At 49.9% G+C, this 22,224-nt stretch carries 20 protein-coding genes and 1 tRNA gene; 13 read left to right on the forward strand and 8 right to left on the reverse strand.

Annotated features, from left to right (window positions below):
- Positions 1-5 precede the first annotated feature (5 nt).
- Entirely contained in the window at positions 6-719 is a 714-nt protein-coding gene (locus tag LCH85_05745; GenBank protein MCA0351480.1) for an SDR family oxidoreductase, read from the reverse strand.
- Positions 716-1,645, reverse strand: coding sequence for an RsmD family RNA methyltransferase (locus LCH85_05750; protein ID MCA0351481.1), 930 nt, complete (start codon positions 1,643-1,645; stop codon positions 716-718). The genes LCH85_05745 and LCH85_05750 overlap by 4 nt, the downstream gene beginning before the upstream one ends.
- 122 nt (positions 1,646-1,767) lie before the next feature.
- On the opposite strand from LCH85_05750, the gene LCH85_05755 reads away from it, so the two are divergent.
- Genes LCH85_05755 through nfi form a run of 4 tightly spaced genes read left to right on the forward strand, consistent with a single transcriptional unit; the run spans position 1,768 to position 4,081 of the window.
- The gene (locus LCH85_05755; protein MCA0351482.1) at positions 1,768-2,070 is read left to right on the forward strand and encodes a DUF3467 domain-containing protein; all 303 of its coding nucleotides are present in this window, start codon (positions 1,768-1,770) and stop codon (positions 2,068-2,070) included.
- A gap of 25 nt (positions 2,071-2,095) precedes the next feature.
- Entirely contained in the window at positions 2,096-2,596 is a 501-nt protein-coding gene (locus LCH85_05760) for a hypothetical protein (protein MCA0351483.1), read from the forward strand.
- Positions 2,597-2,612: 16 nt separating this feature from the next.
- Complete coding sequence (locus tag LCH85_05765) at positions 2,613-3,371, forward strand: sirohydrochlorin chelatase (GenBank protein ID MCA0351484.1); 759 nt, start codon at positions 2,613-2,615, stop codon at positions 3,369-3,371.
- 8 nt (positions 3,372-3,379) lie between these two features.
- The gene (gene nfi, locus LCH85_05770; protein ID MCA0351485.1) at positions 3,380-4,081 is read left to right on the forward strand and encodes a deoxyribonuclease V; all 702 of its coding nucleotides are present in this window, start codon (positions 3,380-3,382) and stop codon (positions 4,079-4,081) included.
- A gap of 153 nt (positions 4,082-4,234) precedes the next feature.
- Here the strand turns inward: nfi and LCH85_05775 are convergent, their stop codons facing one another.
- From LCH85_05775 to LCH85_05785, 3 genes are read right to left on the reverse strand one after another with little or no spacing between them, the layout of a single operon-like run.
- On the reverse strand, positions 4,235-5,305 hold the full coding sequence (locus tag LCH85_05775) for a dipeptide epimerase (GenBank protein ID MCA0351486.1): 1,071 nt from the start codon (positions 5,303-5,305) through the stop codon (positions 4,235-4,237).
- 38 nt (positions 5,306-5,343) lie between these two features.
- Positions 5,344-6,780, reverse strand: coding sequence for a tetratricopeptide repeat protein (locus LCH85_05780; GenBank protein MCA0351487.1), 1,437 nt, complete (start codon positions 6,778-6,780; stop codon positions 5,344-5,346).
- Between the two features lies 1 nt (position 6,781).
- Positions 6,782-8,125 (reverse strand): hypothetical protein, encoded by a 1,344-nt coding sequence (locus LCH85_05785; GenBank protein MCA0351488.1) that lies wholly within the window; start codon positions 8,123-8,125, stop codon positions 6,782-6,784.
- A 213-nt stretch (positions 8,126-8,338) separates the two neighbouring features.
- On the opposite strand from LCH85_05785, the gene LCH85_05790 reads away from it, so the two are divergent.
- Positions 8,339-8,767 carry a CHAP domain-containing protein gene (locus LCH85_05790; GenBank protein MCA0351489.1) on the forward strand — a complete coding sequence of 143 codons (429 nt, stop codon included), beginning with the start codon at positions 8,339-8,341 and terminating at the stop codon, positions 8,765-8,767.
- Between the two features lie 60 nt (positions 8,768-8,827).
- Here the strand turns inward: LCH85_05790 and LCH85_05795 are convergent.
- Positions 8,828-8,902 (reverse strand) — tRNA-Cys (locus LCH85_05795).
- Between the two features lie 71 nt (positions 8,903-8,973).
- A complete protein-coding gene (locus LCH85_05800) occupies positions 8,974-9,519 on the reverse strand; it encodes a GNAT family N-acetyltransferase (protein MCA0351490.1) in 546 nt (181 codons plus the stop codon).
- A gap of 79 nt (positions 9,520-9,598) precedes the next feature.
- Between LCH85_05800 and LCH85_05805 the strand changes: the two genes are divergently transcribed.
- Both LCH85_05805 and LCH85_05810 read left to right on the forward strand, forming a co-directional pair.
- Complete coding sequence (locus LCH85_05805) at positions 9,599-9,754, forward strand: hypothetical protein (GenBank protein ID MCA0351491.1); 156 nt, start codon at positions 9,599-9,601, stop codon at positions 9,752-9,754.
- Complete coding sequence (locus tag LCH85_05810; protein ID MCA0351492.1) at positions 9,754-10,620, forward strand: metallophosphoesterase; 867 nt, start codon at positions 9,754-9,756, stop codon at positions 10,618-10,620. The genes LCH85_05805 and LCH85_05810 overlap by 1 nt, the downstream gene beginning before the upstream one ends.
- Before the next feature lie 43 nt (positions 10,621-10,663).
- Here the strand turns inward: LCH85_05810 and LCH85_05815 are convergent, their stop codons facing one another.
- The gene (locus LCH85_05815) at positions 10,664-11,071 is read right to left on the reverse strand and encodes a hypothetical protein (protein ID MCA0351493.1); all 408 of its coding nucleotides are present in this window, start codon (positions 11,069-11,071) and stop codon (positions 10,664-10,666) included.
- Positions 11,072-11,118: 47 nt separating this feature from the next.
- On the opposite strand from LCH85_05815, the gene LCH85_05820 reads away from it, so the two are divergent.
- From LCH85_05820 to LCH85_05845, 6 genes are all read left to right on the forward strand, one after another.
- Positions 11,119-12,744 (forward strand): S8 family serine peptidase, encoded by a 1,626-nt coding sequence (locus tag LCH85_05820; protein ID MCA0351494.1) that lies wholly within the window; start codon positions 11,119-11,121, stop codon positions 12,742-12,744.
- Positions 12,745-12,747: 3 nt separating this feature from the next.
- Positions 12,748-13,227, forward strand: a complete 480-nt coding sequence (locus LCH85_05825) for a DUF456 domain-containing protein (GenBank protein MCA0351495.1) — start codon at positions 12,748-12,750, stop codon at positions 13,225-13,227.
- Positions 13,228-13,378: 151 nt separating this feature from the next.
- The gene (locus LCH85_05830; protein MCA0351496.1) at positions 13,379-15,340 is read left to right on the forward strand and encodes an APC family permease; all 1,962 of its coding nucleotides are present in this window, start codon (positions 13,379-13,381) and stop codon (positions 15,338-15,340) included.
- A 448-nt stretch (positions 15,341-15,788) separates the two neighbouring features.
- Positions 15,789-17,672, forward strand: a complete 1,884-nt coding sequence (locus LCH85_05835; GenBank protein MCA0351497.1) for an APC family permease — start codon at positions 15,789-15,791, stop codon at positions 17,670-17,672.
- A gap of 139 nt (positions 17,673-17,811) precedes the next feature.
- Positions 17,812-19,851 carry a hypothetical protein gene (locus LCH85_05840; GenBank protein MCA0351498.1) on the forward strand — a complete coding sequence of 680 codons (2,040 nt, stop codon included), beginning with the start codon at positions 17,812-17,814 and terminating at the stop codon, positions 19,849-19,851.
- 108 nt (positions 19,852-19,959) lie between these two features.
- Entirely contained in the window at positions 19,960-22,197 is a 2,238-nt protein-coding gene (locus tag LCH85_05845; protein MCA0351499.1) for a DUF5719 family protein, read from the forward strand.
- Positions 22,198-22,224: the final 27 nt, after the last annotated feature.

Consider the following 22,224-nt stretch of genomic DNA (forward strand, 5'->3'; position numbering starts at 1 on the left):
GCTCCTTAAGCCCAGCGACGACCGCCATCAACAAAGATGGTTTCGCCAGTAAAATAGGGCGATTCGACGATAAAACGCACAGCTTTGGCGATATCTTCGGGCACGCCTAGCCGTTTCAAGGGAATTTTGTTCAATGAGTTGCTATCTTCTTGCCAGCCATCAGGCAAAAGTGCCACCCCAGGCCCAACAGCCCCAACTCGAATATTGGGAGCTAAAGCCAAAGCCAAACCACGGGTCATCATGATTAATGCAGCTTTGGTCATGCCATAGGGCACAAAACTAGGCCATGGCACTTCACCACCAACATCAGCAATATTCACAATCACGCCATGGTCAGGCATGAGTTTGGCGGCAGCCTGAGCACAAAAAAAGGGGGCACGTTGATTGAGCGCAACCAAATCATCCCAGGTTTGCTGGCTCACGCTGCCAATCGGCGTGCGCGGAAAATCGGCAGCACTATTGACCAAAACTGCCAAGGTGCCACAACGTTCGCCAATTTCCTGAAACATTGTCTCGATTGCAGCCACATCGCGCAGATCGGCGCTATAGGCCCATGCTTCACGCCCAAGCGCCTGAATCTCACGACAAGTTTGGTCGGCCTCAGCCTGCGCCGCATTGTAGTGAATAATTAAATTGTAGCCAGCATGGGCTAATTCAAACGCAATTGATTTGCCCAAACGCCGAGCTCCACCCGTGACGATGGCCCAGCCATGATTCATAATTCGCCCTCTGCTTGCTTCTGAAAAATTAACAAAAATTGATGGACCTGATTGGCGACAAAACTATAGGGATAGCCAAATGGATAGAGCATTGCACTTTGATCGTACCAGATGCGATAGCCACGATAGCGGAGCTGCGATAATTGATACAACGCTGACACAATATCGGCATGGAGCATGTTATGATGCTCTGAGGTTGGTTGCAGATCTTTGACAAACAACACCAAATGGCCGCCAACCCGTAATGGTTGCAAGGTTTGCGCCACAATCGTGGTCAATTCACGCAGAAAGGTTGGATAATCGACATTGCCAAGATCGGCGGGATCATCGGTGAAGGGCGTGGCTGCGCCGTTGCCCTGTTTGCGACGCTGACCAGTCCGCGCTCGACTAAGCATTGAACTATAGGGCGGGTCGGTCAAAACTAAATCAAAGCGTTGTTGTTGAATAGTTGGGCTGTTGAGCACTTCGCGGGCATCGCCTTGCAAGACAGGCAAACGAGCCACATTCAGCGCATCAGCCGCCTGTCCATACAAATCGATATATTGCGGCGATAATTCGATGCCGATTGCTTGGCGTTGGGTTTGGGCACAAGCCAGCAGCGTGCCACCAACCCCAGCAAATGGGTCGAGCACCCAACCGTTGGGCTTGGTAAAAAAACGAATAATTTCGCTGAGCAAGGCTGGTGGTTTAGGCGATGGATGAGCTTTGCGAATATGATGGGCTGCCGAAGCAGGGCCACGGGTTGGGTAGGCACTAGCTAAAATTGGGGCTGACCAAGCTGCCCATTCTTCGGTCGTCAAATCGTTGAGCGGCGTTGGTGGCGTGCCAGTTAGCGCAATCGAACGCGTTGCATAGAGCCACTCGCGCCCCGATAAATCGTTTAACTGGTTGCGACGGTGGGGCTGTTGCGCTTCTGAATCGCTCATAACGGCTCCTTCTTTCGCGGACACACGGGTTGAGCTATTGTAGCATTGAACCAGCAGACCTCAACATTGCCCAAACCAAACTGCCATGAATTTAGAAAAATCATTCTTAAGGAGTACGATAGATGAGCGACCAATCATCACGAGCAGCGTATGCTAATCAAGTACAAATTAGCGGCAGTCCTTACGATTTTACAATCGATTTTGCTTGTGTCGAAGATGTTCGCAATAATACTGCCAGTGTTCAGCCAGTCGCGCGAATTATGATGAGTCCGCAACATACCAAAGTGTTGGCGTTGATGTTACTCAAACATGTGGCGGCCTATGAGCATGCCATTGGCGTAATCGAATTACCAACAGCTTTGCTCAACGATATGAAACTGGGTAACTTAGAACATTTCATCAGCCAAGTCAATCTCAACGAATAATCGGCAGGGACAGAGGAGAAATAGCATGTCAGTCCATTCGAAGTCGTTATCGCCACTACCAACAACCCGCCAACGTTGGTATCAGCGCCTGCCTTTGGGCTGGGCGATCGTAATTGGTTTTTTAATTGTGGGTTTATGTTATCCAGTCATCTACTTTGGGCGCACTGCCGTTCCATTGATCTATATTGATCAAGGCGATCAGGCTATGCTCGATGGCAAATGGGATACCGCGCGTGAAGCCTACAACAAGGCGATGGATTGGAGTGTCGATTATGAGGAGCCATTCGATCTGCGCTGGAGTTTAGCTTTACGCGCTGACGCGATCCAAGCAGCAGTTGATGATTTTGGCGCGGTGATTGCGGCGCATCCTGGGCGGTATATGGCCTATTGCTATCGCGCCGAAGCCTATCTGGAGTTGGATCAACCAAATGCAGCGTTGGCCGATTATCAAGCCTGTCTAGCGCATGATCCTAGCCCAATTTGGCAAGCAACCGCGCGTAACATGATCGATTTTTTGCAAAAATAACTAATGGAATTCGCTGATGCAAGCACTATTGATTATTGGTCATGGGAGTTTATTGGCGGCTTCGGGCGCAACCATGCTACGTTTGGCCGCGCGACTGCGTGAACGGGGTGTTGCCCAATTGGCGGGAGCAGGCTTTCTCAATTATAGCCAACCCGATCTGGCCCAAGCAACTGCTCGTTTGGTAGCGCAAGGCGCAACTGCAATTAGCGTCTTGCCCTATTTTTTGATCGATGGCTATTTTGTCCAAGTGAGTTTACGCCAACAAGTTGAGCAGATTGCCGCCAATTATCCTGATGTGGCTTTTGCTATGGCCCCAGCGTTTGGCGAACACCCCGCCTTGGCCCAACTTGTGCAAAAACGGGCTGATCAAGCATGGCCTGAATTAGATTATGCCCAGGCTGGCTTGTTGGTGATGGTGCATGGTAGCCCACGCCCAGCCTCGAATGCACCGATTGTGGCAGTTGCTGAACGGGTACGCCAAGCAACACCTTGGGCGGCAGTACAGGTCTGTTTTATGGATTTGAACGAGCCAAGTATCGCAGATGCACTTGATAGGCTGGTTGCCCAAGGTTTGGAGCAAATTGTAGCCGTGCCCTATTTTATTCAATTTGGCAGCCATGTGCGCGAAGATCTGCCCGAAATTATTCAGGCAGGCCGTGAACGCAATGCTCATGCCACAATTGTGTTAGCGCAGCATCTCGATTACGACGAATTATTGATCGATGTACTAACCGATCGGGCAGCTGAGCGCCGACCTATTATCAATCTTGGATGAGGCAATAGATGAGTCGTTTTCCAAATAGCCAAGTGCATCGCTGGGATTTAACGCCTGAGCAAGCGATCGAGCTACAACTGCAACTACGCGATCAAGTGCGTTTAGTCGATGATTTTGCCCAGCCACTTCAAACGGTGGCTGGCGTTGATGCTGCCTTTGAAGATGATGGCGCAACGACGCGGGCGGCAATCGTGACCTTGGGTTTTCCAACGCTTCAACCAATCGAAAAAACCTTAGTTCGTCGCCCAACCACATTTCCTTATATTCCTGGCTTATTATCGTTTCGCGAAATTCCGGCAGTGTTGGCGGCCTTGGAGCAATTACAGCAGTTGCCCGCTGTGTTGTTATGCGATGGGATGGGCGTTATGCACCCTCGTCGTTTTGGTATTGCTGCTCACTTGGGTGTTTTGACCAACTTACCAACGATTGGCGTTGGCAAAAGTTATTTATGCGGAACCCACGAACCAGTGCCCGATCAGCAAGGCGCGTGGGTTCCCGTCTATGATGCTGGTGAACAGATTGGGGCGGTTGTACGAACGCGAGTTGGCACAAAGCCACTCTACATCTCGCCTGGTCATCGCGTGAGCCATGCCACGGCTGTTGATTTAGTGTTGCGTTGTACAACCAAATATCGATTGCCCGAAACCACCCGCCACGCCGACCAGCTTTCCAAAGATAAAGCCAACAATGGCGGCCTGCAATTGCCCTAACGATGTAAACATGAGTCAAATGGCTATAGGCGTTAGGCTATCGGAACAGAGATTGCGAATCTTCAATAGCCAATAGCCTTCAGCCCATCGCCATCCTTAGCTCTGCGCCTCTGCGTTAAAATCTTCATCCCTCATCTCATCCTTTTTGGAGATCTAGGCTAAATCTACGCCATGGCCTGCGACATCGGCTAATTGCAGGGTTCCGCCAGTTTGGGCAAAGCCACCAACAAACGGGTGTTCAGCAATAAATAATGGCGTATCAAGATCGATAAAATCGAAGCCGCCATTACCAGCCGCCAGATTGGCCGAAAAGCTCATGGCCAAAATACTTTCAACCATGCCGCCAATCATCAAGCCCAAGCCAGCTGCTTGGGCAATTGCAATCATCTTCAAGCCTTCAGCTACACCAGCCTTCATCAATTTAATGTTAATCACCGAGGCTGTACCTTCGCGGGCAATCCGTAGCACATCGTAAGCCGAACGTGCCGATTCATCGGCGGCCACCGCAAAGCCTGATTGAGCAGTAACTTGGGCCATGCCTGCCCAATCCTCACGTGGCAACGGTTGCTCAAACAACACCATCGGAATTGACTCGGCCTTGCAGGCGGCGCAAAAAGCTAGTGCCCGCTCAACATCATAGCCACAATTGCCATCAACAATTAATGGTGCGGTGGGCGCTGCTTGATGAATTGCCCGCAGCCGCGCCAAATCATAGGCCACATCAACCCCAGCCGTTTTAACTTTGATCGATTTGATGCCACGGGCAAGAATCGCCTTGGCTGAGGCCGCCGCATGCACCTCATCACCTGCGGTAATCGTCATGTCAGTTTCAAGTTGCTTGCTCACGCCGCCAAAAAATACGTGTAATGGCATGTGATAGTGGCGAGTTAGCGCATCGAGTATGGCCATTTCAAGGCCACAACGAGCGGCGGCAGCCTCATGTTCAGCATGATCAAGTGTGGCCGCTAGTTTGCGCCATGCACGCACATCGGCTCCCAGCAAATGGCGTTGCAAGCGCTCAATCGCGGCGATTGTGCCAGCCTGGGTTTCGCCGCTAACCGCTGGAAAAGGAGCCGCCTCGCCTAAACCAAGCGTGCCATCAGCCAACTGAACTTTGACTAAAACATTGGCGGCGACCGCTTGCGCCCCACTGGCAATTGCAAACGGCTCGGTCAAAGGCAAATTAATCGCTTCGGCACTGATGGCTTGAATCGTCGTCGGCATAGCAAAGCTCCTATCCTACAAAGCTGTTGATGCTTGTATTATAGCGGCGTTAGCTGGGCGACCCATGCTTGAACTTCGTTGGTGCGGCGATGGCCGATTGCCTGCAATATTGCTAAACTAGCCTGACCGAATTCTAAGGCTTGCTCAGGCTGCGCTTGGGCCAAATAGGTGCGAGCCAAGCCATAGCCCATCAAGCCTTGCCACTCTTTGAGGCCAATCGCATTGGCTTGCTCGTAGCCTTGCTGAAACTTTTCCAAAGCTAAGCCATAATCAGCTTGCACCAGCCCAAGCTCAGCAAAATTATGCAAATAAAGACAAATAATTAAGGGAATATTCAGGCTGGTTGCAATCGAATAGCCAGCGTTAGCCACATCCAAGGCCTCAGCATACTTAGCTTGCCGCCGAAGCGTTTCGCTCAAATGACCTTGCGAGAACGCGATAATTAATTGATTGCCAACCTGACGGGCTAGCGCTAAACTCTGATTAAGCTGCTGAGACGCTTGCTCATATGCACCTTTATGGTTGCTGATGCTACCCAAATAGACCAATAAAAAGCTCATCCGCTCTTGTTGGCCTTGGCTACGAGCAATTTCAAAAGCTTCGTTGAGGTAGGCCTCAGCTTGATCATCAAGCCCTTGGCGCATACAAATCACGCCTAAATTATTCAACAACTCGCTCATCCGCTCAGGAATATTCAACTGGCGGCAGATCGTCAATCCTTCGGAAAAATAAGCTTTAGCTGCTGAATAATTGCCACGATTGGTTTCAACTGTTCCCAATAAAGCCAAGGCCTTACCTATCACATCAATATAATTTGTTAATCGAGCTGCGGCTAGGGCCACTTGCAAGTCGGCAAGCGCAGCATCGTAAGCTCCACGATTGGAATAAGCAGCCCCACGTTTGACCAAAATATCGGCAATTAGTTCGTTATCCTGATGCGCTTGGGCTATTTCTAAGGCCTGTTCTAAATAGGCATAGGCTTGATCATAAAAGCCTTGGTTAATCGCACTTGCTCCTAAATCATTTAATAGACTAGCTTCGATTAAGCGTGATTGGGCTTGGCGTGCCCGTTGTAAGCCTTGCTCAAAATAATTCATTGCTACCGCATACGATTTAGAAAATGTTGCTAAACGGCCAGCGTACAACAATACTGAAGCAGCACTTTGATGATCATTACTGGTTTGGGTGGCTTCAACTGCCCAATTAGATAAATTATGCCGACGCTCAATATCGCTACTATATTCAATAAAATAGCTAAATGCCGCAGCACTGGCTAAAAATTGTGAATGATTTTCGTTATAGGCGGTTGCCAAAGCATTATAAATATTATCAGCATCCAGCTCAAAAGCAGCGAGATCACGCGGGTTTTCAAGCACAAAATTAAGCCAATAATTCAAAAATCGCTGATGACATTGTTGATAATACAATTGCCAATCAAGATTAGGCTGTTGGATGGTTGGTTCAAGAATGCTCATATCACAACACCTGAGCAATTTCAGAAAGCACAAAATGCTGAGTTAATGGGTGCAAATAGTAGCGTAATTGACCAAAACGCTCGCCTTCATTCAATTCTAATAGCGATAATTTCCACAGCATATCAATACTATGGGCTAATTCAGCCGCAGGTAGGGCGCTAATTTGCTGCATCGCTCGCCAATCGCAGCCATTCGATGGAACAAACCGTGCTAGTGAAACTAATAATTGCTTGGCACTTAGCTCCAGTAGCGTCCATGAACGTTGAAACAGAAACATATAAAACCGCACATAGGCATCTTCATCGCCAGGGTTGAGTTGAGTCACACTTTGAACATGCTGCAACACCAAATCCAATGGCAACGAAGCCAATTGACTGACAACCAATTTCATGGCCAAGGGCGAACCACCAGTTGCCTTGATAATTGGCTGAAGATCGTCGAGACTGGCCTGTTGCAGCCATTGCACGCCTTTTTCGCTCGCATCTTGGCGAATAAACAGCGCTGCTTGTTCAGCTTCCAAGCCAATCAAGTGCACGCTAAATACTTCGCCCTTGAAGCGCTGGCGGCTGGTCAAGATAACTTTGCTTGGCTGCAACAGCGGGCGCAATTTTTCTAATAACACTTGCTGTGGTTCGCCTGAAGTTTCCAAATTATCGAGCACTAACAGGATGGGCTGATGTTTAAGCACCTGTTGCAGCCGTTGAAATTTTTCTTCAACGCTCAACTGAGCTACATCAGCCAAGGCCAATTGCCGCGCCAAATTGGTGATCACGCTATCAAAGGTGAGGGGCTGATTGGGTAAAATGCCGCCGCCCTGCTGAGGCTCAGCGCTAATCCAAATTGGGCGATATTCAGGCTGTTGCACCACAAAACGCTGCATTAAATCCATCGCCAGCGCCGTCTTACCAATACCGCCCATGCCATCAATTGCAATTACCCAATAGCCTTCACGATCACTGAGGTGTTGCAACACTTGGCGCACAAGGCTATCACGGCCAACCAATTGGCGATAGCGTTTGGGCAAATTTGGATCAAGCGCTTTGCTCGCTGCCACTGGTTGGGTTAGCGTTTGAGCTGGTGGATAACCACCAGCCGTCAAAAAAGCCTCGATCCAGCGTTGATCGTGCAAGCCACGTTGTTGCAGCGTGCGGGTCAGTTGCTCCAAATCGGCTAATTTGGTAGGGAGATTACCACGCCGCCAATAATCGATCACGCTGCCGCCATTGCGCCCCATGGCATAGCCCAATTCATCTTGGATCACTTGGAGCGGTTTGGATTCACGCAGGCGAATCTGATAGAGCGCCTCGGTTAATAATTGGGCAAATTTTTCCCCTGAAGCAGGCATAGCAAACTCCCAACAAGCAAGATTGACAACTGGTAGTAGCAGCAACTATAGCATAGCTGGCTAGCTGGCTAGTATGACTTTTTGCACACTGCTCGGATCATTCTTGGAGCAAATTCGGAGCACAAAACTAACTCCTCGGAGTCGGCTTGCATTATGCTTTGGCTACAGTAGAAGCACGGCGAAGGGCTGTGTGAGTAGTAAAAGGATGCAATGATGTCACGAATTTTCGTTGTTGGCTTGTTGGTATTGATGAGTTTGTTTAGCTCGATGGTTGTGCCGTTGGCCGCCGCCAAACCACAGGCTGCTCCAGCATTTTGTGAGTGTACCCAATATGTCTATGCCAAAAAAGGCTTAAGTGGTAGTTATGGGCATGCGCATACGTGGGATGATAGCAATGGCGTGCTCCCACGCAACGGCTATCGGCAATATTCAATCCCGCAAGTTGGTGATGTAGTGGTTTTCTCACAAGCAGCTATGGGCAATCAATATGGTCATGTTGCGATTATTACGGCGGTCGCGCCAAACTATGGACCAATCAATGTGCGTGGAGCTAACCAAGGTGGTAGCGAAACAGAAGGCAATTGCAATAATGTTAATACTCGTAGCTACAGCCGCAACGGGGCAACCTTCTGGCGTAAATAATTAAAAAGCTAGCTAAAACACCAAACGCTGGTTGAATAATTCAACCAGCGTTTAAACGTTTGGAGGCGACAATGGGATTCGAACCCATGGATCGCGGTTTTGCAGACCACTGCCTTACCACTTGGCTATGTCGCCAACAGGCGGGATTATACCATAGCATCGATTTCACTGCAAGAATAAGCAGCATGCGCATTCGGGAATATGTTCTATGTTCTATGTTCTATGTTCTGCTTTGCCATCAGCAACTCATCGTGATAAACGCCTTCGTAATAAATCGCCATTGGCTCAACCCCATACACTCGATACCCGCAGCGAGTATACAGCTGAATGGCGCTGGTATTGGCCACATTCACGGCTAAGCGAATAATCTGCACCGATTGTTGCCAAGCCCAGGCTTCGGCCATGCCCAAAAGCTGACGACTCAGGCCATAGCCGCGCCAAGTAGGGTCAGTATAGACCCCTCCCAGATCGGCTTGGTGGCTCGATTTTGGGTCGGTATAGCGCCGAATCATCACCATTGCCACAAACTGCGATTCAGCTACCGCCACCAAGATTTGCTGTGTGCTGGGATCTAAATTGGCCATACGTTCTTGCCAATAGCGATCAGGCTCAGCGGCATTTTGGGCGTAATCCGAGCCAAAAAAGCTGGGGTGTTGCTGAAGCGCCATTAAGCGCAAACGCCGATACGCTTGCCATTCATCAGCTTGGGCTGCTCGCAGAGTAAGATCGCCACGTTTAGTTGATAGTTGCATTACGATTGCTCCACACTAGCGAGGAAACCGCACCATGGTACAATAAGCGCGGATTCTTTCTCTACAACTTGAGGTGGATATGCTGCTTTTGCTGATTAAATTAACCATGCTTGCAGTAATGGTTGCAGGTGTTGTGGCAGTGACCCGTCAATTAAGCCAAGCTGCGCGAGGCAAAACCTTGGTTCAAGCCAAACCTACGACGGCAGCAGCAAGTGAAGGCGAGGAAGCGGCTTAATGGCATCGACCATCCTGCATCTTTCCGATTTGCACGCTGGCCCACCATTCAACCCCGAAAAAGCCCAACAAATTCTTGAGGCAGCTTGGCAAATCAAGCCAACCTTAACTGTGTTGTCTGGCGATTTTGTGCAACGAGCCGATATTCGCAGCCAATGGCTGACAATTCGCGATTTTGTCGCCCAATTGCCTCAGCCAACAATTGCTGTGATGGGCAATCACGATGTGCCGCTTTACAATGCTCTCTATCGGATGCTGCGGCCAAACTATTACTACAAAAAATATATCTCGCCAATTTTAGAGCCAGTGTGGGGCAACAGCGATTTTGTGGCGGTTGGAGTTAACACCACCCGCTCATTCACGGTTGATGGCGGTAAATTAACCGATCAACAATTGTTGGAGCTTGAACGAACTTTAGCCCGCTATCCTGATAGCTTATGTAAAATTGTGGTCATGCACCATCATCCGGTCATGCCACCAGGCGAAACTCGCGATGTGATTCAGAATGCAGCGGCAGCGCTCAGAACTTTCGATCGCAGCAATGTCGAGTTGGTGCTATGTGGACATACCCATGCTTCATACATCGGCAACACCTTGGAGTTCGACCCTGATTTACGCCAAGGCACCGTGATTGTGCAGGCTGGCACAGCAACCTCGCGGCGTGGGCGGCGTTGGTATCGTGGTAAAAATGCTTTCAATGTGTTGGAAATTGAGCATATGCGCAGTGTTATCACCCAATATCTCTATTTGGAAGATGCAGGCCGCTTCTTGCCAGTTAGCCAACATCAATTCCCACGGCGTTCAGCGGGCACATATGCCTTACCATTAAATGAGGCAGTGCTCGAAATTGTGGAGCCAAGCGAGTAAAACCAACGAGCGCTGAACATTCAGCGCTCGTTCTACGTTAAATCTACGGTTGGGTTGGAATTTCAAAGCCACTATTTGCCACCAACCATGTGCCATCTTGCTCGATCAACTCAACTAACTGGTTGGCGGGATATTCAACAGTTTGGCCATCGGTCATTTGCGCCACCAAAATACCATTAACTTGCACATACGCCCGACCATCATCAATTTTTTCGAGTGTATATTGATCATCTTGATAATCGATTGATTGAATTCGTGGCATCACCTGCCGGAGCTGCCAACCAGCATCACGCCGCATTTCGGGAACCATCAAGGCAACCATCCGATCAACATTCCGTTCTTCAGTTGCTGCAACAAATGCCTTGACTTGGTTGACGGGTGCGGTATCATCGCCACCACAGGCTGTGAGTGTAAGCAAAAGGCAGCCAATAAGCAACTGTTTGAAACGCATGGGGAATCCTCCAGCGTGCTGAGTGTTTGTCAGGAGGCGATTATATCATGAGCCGTCGCATTGCACTTGTTTTTTGTTTGATCTTGCTGGTCGGCACGCCAGTCTATGCCCAAAATGCCTTAACTGGCCCACCCAACGACCCCGACGCAAATAAACAATGGGTCATTCGCCAACTTGGTTTGACTTGTGCGTGGGAGCATCTGACGGGTAACTCCAATGTTACTGTGGCCGTCATCGACTCTGGCGTTGATATGAACCACCCCGATTTGGTCGATGTCTTGCGCACCGACGGCTTTGATGCTGTCGATGGCGATGATGATCCGTCGGATGAGAATGGCCATGGAACCCATGTTTCAGGCATTATCGCCGCCACCATCAATAATAGCAAAGGGATTGCTGGAGTTGCCGGTGGGGGCACGCGCATTTTGCCCATTCGGGTGATGGAAGCCGATGGTTCGGGTACGAATCAAGATATTATTGCAGGCATTCGCTATGCCGTTAGCAAAAATGTGCAGATCATCAATATGAGCCTTGGCTCGATGTTGCCGCTCGATAGCGAAGATATTGTCGCAGCGATCAAAGAGGCCGATGCCGCTGGCGTACTGGTGATTATCGCCGCTGGTAATTCGTTTGTGCCCTTGCCAAACTTCGCCTTTGGGGTTGAAGAATTTGCCATGGTCGTCGCCGCAACTGATCCCGATGACCGCAAGACCGATTTCTCCAACTATGGCAAGTGGATTTCGGTTTCGGCTCCAGGGGCAGGCATTTACTCAACCATGCCCACCTACGATGTGTATATGACCAGTCAGTTGCCTGCCGAAGAACGCTTCAACAAAAACTACGATCAAATGAGCGGCACATCGCAAGCTACGCCTGTGGTTGCTGGCTTGGCAGCCTTGCTGTTTGCCCAACACCCCGATTGGAATGCCGACCAAGTACGGGCTGAAATTGAAAAAACTGCTGATGATATTTCCGATCAAAATCCAATTAAGCGCTATGGCCCAATCACCTATTTCGAGCCAAGCAACCTTGGCAAAGGCCGCGTTAATGCCTGTAATGCCTTGGGTGGCCCGATTAAAGGCAGTGCTGCGGCAGTTGGCGGCCCTGAAGGAAAATCCAATTTAATCATGTTGCTGGGGTTTAGCGCGGTCATGTTGGTGGTTTTGGGCGGATTAAGTGTGTTTTTAATTCGCCGCCGCAAGCGCAATGCCCGCCCTGCGGCAATTCCCGCTGGTGGTTTCGCCCCACCTCCACCAATTCACTACGATCAAGCAATGGCCCAACAACAACGCAACCTTGCCTCACAACCAATCGTCGGATCAACGCCGCCATTGAACCAGAGTTATGCCCCACCCAGCGCGGCTCCGGCAGGCGGGCCAGCGTGGGGCAAATTGACGGTTGTCCGGGGAGCCGAATTGAACAAGTTCTATTTGCTGCGCGAAAATCAAATTTTTATTGGCCGTGAAGCCTCGCTCGCCGTGGCAATTAGCGGTGATAGCACCGTTTCACGTCGCCATACGATCATCTATCGTGATCCTCGTGGCATTGAAATTGAAGATGCAGGCAGCAGCCATGGCACCAAAATCAACGGCATTCCGGTTCAAGGCCGCCAACTGGTTCGACCAGGCGATGTGATCGAAGTTGGGCAGACCCATTTACGTTTTGAGGGCTAACATTTGGAACTAGCACTTGCATTATTGATTATGTTTCTCGGCTTGGTGAGCGTGGTCATTTTGCCAATCTTGCCAGGAGCAGCCTTGATTTGGCTTGGGGCATTGTTGTACGCCTCAATGACCGATTTCGTGGTGATTGGCTGGGGCACGTTGGCCGGTTTGGGGGCGATTGCCCTGATCGCGATGACCAGCGATATTTGGGTTGGTGCGTTGGGCCAGCGCCGTGGAGGAGCCTCGATCTGGGCAACAATCTTTAGCATGATTGGTGGTATCATTGGCCTATTCATCCTGAACATTCCAGGCATGCTGATTGGCTCGATCATTGGGGCATTATTGCCAGAATGGCAACGCTGGCGCGATCGAAAATTCGTGCTCGATGTTTCATGGCGCACCATCAAAAATTGGCTCGTAAGTATTGCAATTCAGGTTTCACTGGGGCTTGTAATGGTTACGATCTTTTTGGTGCGCGTGATTACTGGTTAAGTAACCCCCGCGATTGCAATAACGTATAGCCTAACGCTGACAGAATATATGCGCCACACGGTTTGTCGCACTTGGCAAAACCAGTGGCGCATTTTAGAGCGAATTAACCAAGTGGCGAAGGCTGTCAATCCACTTTGAAAGGACATCAACCATGAATATTAAACAGCTACTCATCGGGAAGCCGTTCCCCAGCAGTAGTGCCCAGCACGAACGGCTCGACAAAATTCGCGGATTGGCAGTCTTTGCATCCGACCCAATTAGCTCCAACGCCTATGCCACCGAAGCGATTATGCGGGTGCTGATTTTGATCAGCGCCGCAGCGTTAAGTTATACCTTGCCGATTGCGATCGGGATTGCGGCATTGGTGTTGTTGGTCGTCTTGAGTTACAACCAAACTATCCACCACTACCCAATGGGTGGCGGCGCGTATATGGTCAGTAAGGATAACCTCGGTCGCACAGCTTCATGGTTGGCAGGTGCTTCGATTCTTAGTGATTATGTGCTGACTGTGGCGGTTTCGGTTTCGGCGGGGGTCAAAGCGATTTCTTCGGCGTTCCCCGAGGTGGCGTTTTTTCATGAGCATCGGGTATTAATCGGGATTGGGATTATCCTTTTAATTACCTGGCTCAATTTGCGTGGGGTGCGCGAAAGCGGCACGATCTTTGCCATTCCCACCTATGCCTTTGTGTTTGGGGTGTTCGTGGTGATCGCGATTGGCCTTGCCCGCTATTTTGGGATTTTCGGCGAGCCATTGCCACCACGCAGCGTCGCAACCGACGAAACCGCTCGTTCAGGCCTCGATAACTTTGGCTTGATCTGGCTGGTCTTGAGGGCCTTTGCTGGTGGCTGTACTGCCTTGACTGGGATTGAAGCAATTAGCGACGGCGTACAAGCGTTTCGTAATCCAGCACCAAAAAATGCGATCATCACGATGCGGGCTATGGCAGTAATGGCCATGACCTTGTTTATTGGAATTAGCTTTATTGCTACCCATATTCCAATTACCCTGCTGCATGAAGGCGGCGAGAGCGTGCTTTCGCAAATGACTCGCACGATTGTCGGTAGCGGATTTCTGTACTACTGGGTTCAATTTACCACCATGTTGATTTTGATCCTAGCCGCTAACACTGCCTATGCCGACTTCCCACGAATCGCGGCCTTCTTGTCGAATGACGGTTTCTTGCCGCGTTGGCTCTCGCGCTTGGGCAGCCGTTTGGTCTATAGCTCAGGTGTGATCGCGCTGGCCTTTTTGGCTTCGGCCTTGCTGGCAGCTTTCGGCGGCGAAGAACATCACCTGTTGCCATTGTATGCGATTGGGGTGTTCCTCTCGTTTACGCTTTCGCAAGCTGGCATGATTGTGATGTGGCGCAAAGTTGCCAAACTCAAGCCCGGCGAAAGCCTCGACACTGGCATTACAACCCTGCACTATGAGCCAAACTATAAGCTCAAACGAATTCCCAGTATGATTGGGGTTGGTTTGACGGCTGTGGTTTTGGTGGTGCTGACAGTTACCAAATTTACTGAAGGCGCGTGGCTAATTATTGTGGCCTTGCCGTTGATCATGCTGTTGTTCCGTGCGATCAAAAAGCACTATGATCATGTGGCAACCAATTTGAGCCTAACTGGTTTAAAACCAAGCGACTTGCGTTCGCCCGCTGATGTGGCGATTGTGCCAGTTGGCAGCATTCATCGTGGCTCGTTGCGGGCAATCAAATATGCCTTGAAACTCACCGACGATGTGCGCGTGGTCCAAGTCGTGGGTAGCGAAGAGGAAGAGATTAAAACTCGCAAACGTTGGGAACAGTGGGATGAAGTGCTGGGCAAGGCCAAATTGGTCTTCTTGCACACCGACTACCGCGATTATCTCACGCCATTGGTCGATTATGTCGATCAAGTTAATAACAAGGAATTTCCAGGCGATTTGATTACCGTGGTTATTCCCGAGTTTGTGCCCGATTCGACCATGGCCAAAGTGCTGCACAACCAAACTGCCGTGATGCTGTTGCTGGCATTGCGCAAATATGAAGATGTGGTCGTAATCAGCGTCCCTTATCACTTGCACTATATTCCAACTGGCTCGGAAGATATTGTGGCCCAAAAACCAGCCGCCTAATTAATTGCCCCACCCTAAAATGCCCTTCTCCTGCCGCAGTGGGAGAAGGGTTGGGGTGAGGGCAGCCTAAATTCACATTCGTTAACAATCTCATTGACAAAAGTTTAGAGTGGACTATAATCAAAGCCTGTGTTCACCGCCGACATATCTGAATAGTGGCGGTTTTTTTATGCAAATGGAAACGGGTATGCGCTTTCAGCTACACCAATCCAACTTAACCAATGTCGCTTTACCGTATTGTTCGCAACAAGCACGGCACTCACCGCATTCTCCACCTCAAGCCTAATTTCACTCCAACAATAATGCTCCAATAAATACTGTTTAAGCTGCTCAGTCGAGGTGTCATTAGCTTAAAGGTAATTTATTGCGACCTTAAAATACAGAACATTTGTTCAATTAAATATGTGCTATTAATCCTCGTTTTGAGGAAACGCCAAGGAGTTTGTCCATGTTGACCCAATTGAAGCGGGTTTTAGTGGGGAATCCGTTGGAGACTGCGGCCCAATCGCATGAGCGCTTGGATAAAAAAACCGCGCTCGCAGTCTTCTCATCCGATGCTTTATCATCAGTCGCCTATGCCACCGAAGAAATGCTTGTCCACCTTGTACCAGCCGGCATCATTGCGTTTAGCACATCGCTGTGGCTGGGCATCGGCATCGCTGTTTTGTTGATGATCGTGACGATCTCGTATCGCCAAACAATCACGGCCTATCCCAGCGGTGGCGGCTCGTATATTGTGGCCTCGGATAATTTGGGAACGTTGGCGGGTTTGATCGCTGGCGGCGCATTGTTAATCGACTATATTTTGACCGTGGCGGTGTCGATCTCGTCGGGCGTATCGCAGTTAATCTCGTTGGTCGAGCCGTTGCGTGATTATCGAATTGAAATTTGTTTGATTGGGATTCTCATTCTGACCTTGGCCAATTTGCGTGGGATTCGTGAATCGGGGGCAATTTTCTCGCTGCCTACCTACTTTTTTATTACAGTCATTATGTTGACCCTCGGCTATGGCTTTTATAAACAATTTACAGGCGATATTCAGCCGTTAGTGCTTTCGGATAACCTGATGGGGCCACATGAACAAAGCTTCTCGCCATTTGGAACTGAGGCTATGACCGCCTTTTTGCTGATGGGTGCGTTTGCCTCGGGCTGTTCAGCATTAACTGGGGTTGAGGCAATTTCGAATGGCGTGCCAGCCTTTCGCAAGCCAGAGCCACACAATGCTCGCGTCACCATGGTTTGGATGGCGGGTTTGCTCTTGGTGATGTTTGCAGGCATTACCTGGTTTGCTCATAAATATGGCGCACGCCCGCAATTCAATGAAACTGTGATTTCGCAAATTGGGCGCGGCATTTGGGGCCGCACCACTGGTAGCGAAACGGGTTTTCCCAAAGTGATGCATGGTATGTTGCAAATCTCGACCGCGGCAATTTTGTTGGTTGCAGCCAACACCAGCTATGCCGACTTCCCGCGATTGATGTCGTTGCTGGCGCGAGATGGCTTCTTGCCTCGCCAATTCTCATCGTTGGGCGATCGTTTGGTCTTCTCGAATGGGATTATCTTCCTATCAGTCGCCGCAGCGCTGTTGGTGATTGGCTTTGATGGCTCGGTTACCAACTTGATTCCCTTGTACGCGGTTGGCGTGTTCCTTTCATTTACGCTTTCACAATCTGGGATGGTGTTGCGCTGGTTGCGGCTCAAAACCAAGGGTTGGCAACTTAATTTAGTGGTGAATGCAGTTGGTGCAATCGCAACTGGCATCGTTTTGATCATCAATGGTACAACCAAATTCAAAGAAGGCGCATGGTTGGTGGTTATTTGTATTCCTGTCTTGGTCTTGATCTTTACCGCGATCAATCGTCACTACAAAGGCGTAGCCAAACAACTTTCCTTGGAAGGTTTTAGCAAACCCGTGCCATTAGAAAATAATGTGATTGTGCTGGTATCATCGTTGCATCGTGGCACAGTTAAAGCGCTTGAATATGCCAAATCCATTGCTCCAGGTAAAGTTCGCGCTTTGTATATTGAATTTGAGCATGAACACGAAAAAACTGAACGTCTACAAGAACGTTGGCAACAGTGGGAGCCAGATGTGCCCTTGGATATTGAAATATCTAAATATCGTTCATTGTTACGCCCAGTTTTACGCTATGTTGATCGGATTGAAGCTGAGCGCAATGATGATATTCTAACCATCATCTTGCCTGAATTTATTCCCGCGCGAATTTGGGAATATGCCTTACATAACCAAACTGCCTTCTTCTTGAAAGGTGCGTTGCTATTCCGACGCAATAAAATCGTGATTAGCGTGCCATATCATCTTGAACGCTAAAACTTAGCAACTCTTAATCAAAAAAACGCCTGAACTGCCTATGCAGTCGGGCGTTTTTTCTTGACAGGCAGTGATGGGCAACGTATGATTACCGCCGTCTAAACCGACACCCACCACAATCTTAGGAAGGTCAGAAGTGATGTATTTTGTGAGTCAAACCAAGCGCCGCCTAACAGCTGGTCTGTTTGGCGCTGTTGCGTTGGTGCTTGCCGCCTGTGGCAGTAGCAATCCGCCACTGACGGGAATTGTAACAGATAGCTATACCCAAAAGCCCGTTGCTGGAGTAACCATTCAAGTTGGCGAAGCAAGCGCTACAAGTGATGCTGATGGTAAATGGACGATTAATGAATGGGAAAATACCAATTCACTTTTAGTTCAAGCCAGCGATTATAGCTCAGCCACGCTTAGTTTGGCCGATAAAACTCCTGTCGATGAGCAAACTCCGGTAGAAGTTAATCTGACGATTCGTCCCAACACGATCAGCGGGGTTGTGCTTGATCAATACTCACAACAGCCGGTGGCTGGTGTGACGGTCAAGGCGGGCACGAGCCAAGCCACCAGTGGTGCTGATGGTCGCTATAAATTGACCGATATTGGCGAAAAAGCCGAAGTGGTGATTGTGGCAACCGATTACACCAGCGCCACCGCTACCCTCGAAAAACAAACCAGCTACGATGTTTCGCTGCGCCCAACTAGCTTAACTGGAATTATCAGCGATAAATATAGTCAAAAACCAGTCAGTGGAGCCACGGTCAGCGTTGGCAGCGCCACGGCCCAAAGCGATGCTGAAGGTCGCTATACAGTCAAGAACATCGACTTGAATGCTCCCGTTGTTTTCAGCGCTACCGATTACAGTAGCCAAACCTTAGAATTGCCGCAAGCCGCCTCGTTGGATGTAGTCTTGCGACCTTCGACCGTGCGTGGCTCAGTCGTCGATAGTACAACAGGAAAGCCATTGACCAAGGGCACGGTTATCGCCATGGTTAAGCCATTTGAAGGGGCTGACGAAACCTACCCCTACACTGGCACTGCCGTCACTATGGCACGGCTGAATTCCGATGGTACCTATGAATTAACTGATGTGCCCGAAAATGCCCAAATTCAGGTGCTCTCACCTGGTTATCGCAAGGCTTGGACGGCACTCAGCGAAGGCAAATTTACCGCCGATCTAGAAGCTGAAGAATTTGTAGCCAAGGCAATTTATATTACCGCAGCAACCGGCTCGTCAAAAGCTTCATTAAGCGAATTGTTTGATTTGGTTGATCAAACCGAAGTTAACGCGGTGGTGCTCGATATCAAACTGGATATTGCTGGCGCAGTTGGCCAAGTTGGCTATATTTCCAACCATCCCTTAGTGATTGAAGCTGATACCGCTGTTGATTATTTGGATATGGAATGGATTGTGGCCGAAGCCCGCAAGCGCGATATCTACTTAATTGGCCGTATGGCAGTGATGCGCGATAATAGCTTGGCCGATGCTCACCCTGAATGGGCTGCCCAAAGCCGCGAAACTGGCGGTGTATGGGAAGACGATGGCGGGCTGAAGTGGCTTGATCCATTCAACCCCAACGTCACCGAGTATAATGTGGGTGTTGCCAAAGAAATTGCCGCTTATGGCTTTGATGAAGTACAATTCGATTATATTCGCTTCCCATCGGATGGCAGCACCAGCAATTTGGTTTTCTCCAAGCCGATTGATCCCAAAAATAATCCGGAAGTGATGTACGAAGCAATTGGCAATGTGCTCAAACGCGCTCATGGCGATATCAATGGTTCAGGCGCATTTTTCTCAATCGACGTGTTCGGTTATGCCACATGGCGGAATATGTGGGAAATTGGCCAAAGCCTTGAAATTATGGCCGATCACACCGATTATGTCTGTGCAATGGTCTATCCTTCACACTACGATCGCAATGAGTTGGGCTTCGATAATGCCGATGCCTACCCCTATGAGATCGTCAAGGATAGTATCGAAAAAGGCCAAAAGCGCATGGAAGGCAAATATGCAGTCCAACGACCATGGCTGCAAGCCTTCACCGCGACATGGCTTGATCCAGTAACACCATATGGTCGCACCGAAGTTCGCGCCCAAATGCAAGCAGTTGCCGAAGTCGAAGGCACGTATGGCTGGATTCTCTGGAATGCTGCCAATTATTACGACCCCGACTGGCTCGATTAATTAACCTTCGCAACTAGCAAAAATTAAGGGCTATAGGCCACAGATATCAATTATCTGTGCCTATAGCCTATAGTCCTTAATTTCGTAGTCGTTATCGACGAGGTACCTATGCGCCGTAAGTTTTTCATGGCAGCAATTGGCTTATCGCTAGCATTCGGTGGCCTAGCTTGGCAAGCCCAAGCCCAAACCAACACCGCCAGTAAGGTGCAAACTGCCACATTTGCCCAAAGCTCAGTCGCCGATTGGCAAGCTGGCACGCTCGAAGGCTTGTTGGTGACCAATAATAGCGATGGCGAGTTGCGGCTCGATCAAGCGGCTACCCAAGGTACTTTTACCTCAGTTGCCCACGAAGTACCATTCGTTTGGAATGCGGTTTCGGCCCATTGGAATTTTGAGTTGCCAGTTGGCACGAGCCTCAGCCTCAAACTACGCACTAGCGCCAATGGCACCGAATGGCGCGAATGGCAAACCCTGAATGTGGCCCAAATTTTGGCCGAAGGCGAGCAATTGCTTGGGCCAATTGGGGTTGAGGCCGATTCACGCTGGTTGCAATATCAGGTTGATTTTGCCAGCAGCAATCAGCCAGCCGCTCCGAGTTTGCAAGCGATTGCATGGCGTTTTATTGACACCAGCAATGGCCCCAAGCTAACCGATCAGCTTAATCGTGCCCCTGCCGCCTTTGGTGGCACAACCTTCACTCGGCCACCGCAAGTGATTAGCCGCAATAGCTGGGGCGCATTGCCTGGTATTCCCAATTTGTTGCCTTCACGCCCACGCCGAATCGAGTTAGTCAGTTTGCCCTTGAATAACCAAGCTGATCCGCCGACGATGTTGCGAGCCTTGCAAGCCGCTGCCCAAGCTGAGGGAGCTGCTGATCTACCTTATCATTTTGTAATTGATCAGGCTGGCAATGTGTATGCTGGGCGTAATGGCTTTCCGGCCAGCAATGGCACGATTCGCTTGGCGCTGCTTGGCGATTTAACCGATGCCGCCCGCACAGGCTTGGGCCAAATTATCGCTTGGATTAGCGAAGCCTATCGTTTGCCGCAAACATTAACGGTCTTGGGCAGTTTGAATGTTGAGCAAGCTGAATCGATTCGGCGTACCGCTGACCAACTGACCGTGCGCAAGCGTTTGACCTTCGTTGAAAGCAACACCCGCGATTACAACGAGCGGATTATGTTGTTCAATCCAACTAACCAAATTGCCCGCACGATCGTGACTTTCTTGCCTGGGCAAACCAACGCCGTGCGTCGCGAATATGAAATTCAGCCTGGCCAGCGAGTTAACATCATCGCCAACGAAATTTTCAGCGATACCTTTAATTTACCAATTGAAGTCAGTTCCAATCAAGCGATTGTTGGTGATCGCACGATGCTGTTTGCCAACGATGCTTTGGGCGAATCGGGAATTAGTCGTTGGAGCCGTACTTGGTATTTTGCTGAGGGCGATGGCTCGAACGATCGCAGTACCTTGTTGTGGCTCTATAATCCGCAGCCCAGCGAAGTTGTGGCTAATTTACTGATGATGCCAACCGATGGTATTACAGCTACGCGCCAAGTGCTGCTGCCACCATTTACTCGCACCCAAGTCGATTTGAGCAGCAACTATCCTAAGGCGTTTGGTTTACGCATCGCGGCAACTGCTCCGATTGCTGCTGAACGCACAGTCTTGGTTGGCCCAACTAAGGGCGGTGGATTCCTAACCCAAGGCGCAGTTGCCCCATCGAATACCTGGTATTTTGCCGAAGGCGCAACCCTCGATCCCTTCGTCACAACCTTGGCCTTGCTCAACCCAAATCCGGTTTCAGCAGCGATTACCACGACCTTTATGACCGAAGAAGGCTCGACCTTTACGCGGCGTTATCAAGTGCCAGCCTTGGCGCGGCTCGATGTCGATATGCGTGAGATTGTGCCATCACCCCAAGGTGTTGGGACAATGTTGACCTCAAGTCAGCCGATCGTCGCCGAACGCACCAGCTATTTCAATAGCGGCAACAGCGCCACAAACACGCTAGGGGCTGCTGAGCCAGATTATGTTTGGCACTTTGCCGAAGGCCGCACCGCCGATCCAGCAACGGAATTCTTGCTGGTGCTCAATCCCAATCAACGCCCAGCTCAGGTCAAGGTAACGCTCGGCAAAGACGATGGCACAACCCAAGTTGTCGAGTATACAATTCCACGCACTGGCCGAATTTCAGTTTTGCTTGATGCGATTGATCCAAATTTGCAATCGCACACAATCAGCGTTGAAGCCAATTTGCCGGTTGTCGCCGAACGCACAATTTTGATCGACAATACCAGCGGCGGTGGTGGTCATAGCGCCCTCGGCACGCCCGAACGTTAATCAGCAAACAAGCGGGTTGCAACTGCA

The sequence above is a fragment of the Chloroflexota bacterium genome, assembly GCA_020161265.1.
In the GTDB taxonomy this organism is placed as follows: domain Bacteria; phylum Chloroflexota; class Chloroflexia; order Chloroflexales; family Herpetosiphonaceae; genus Herpetosiphon.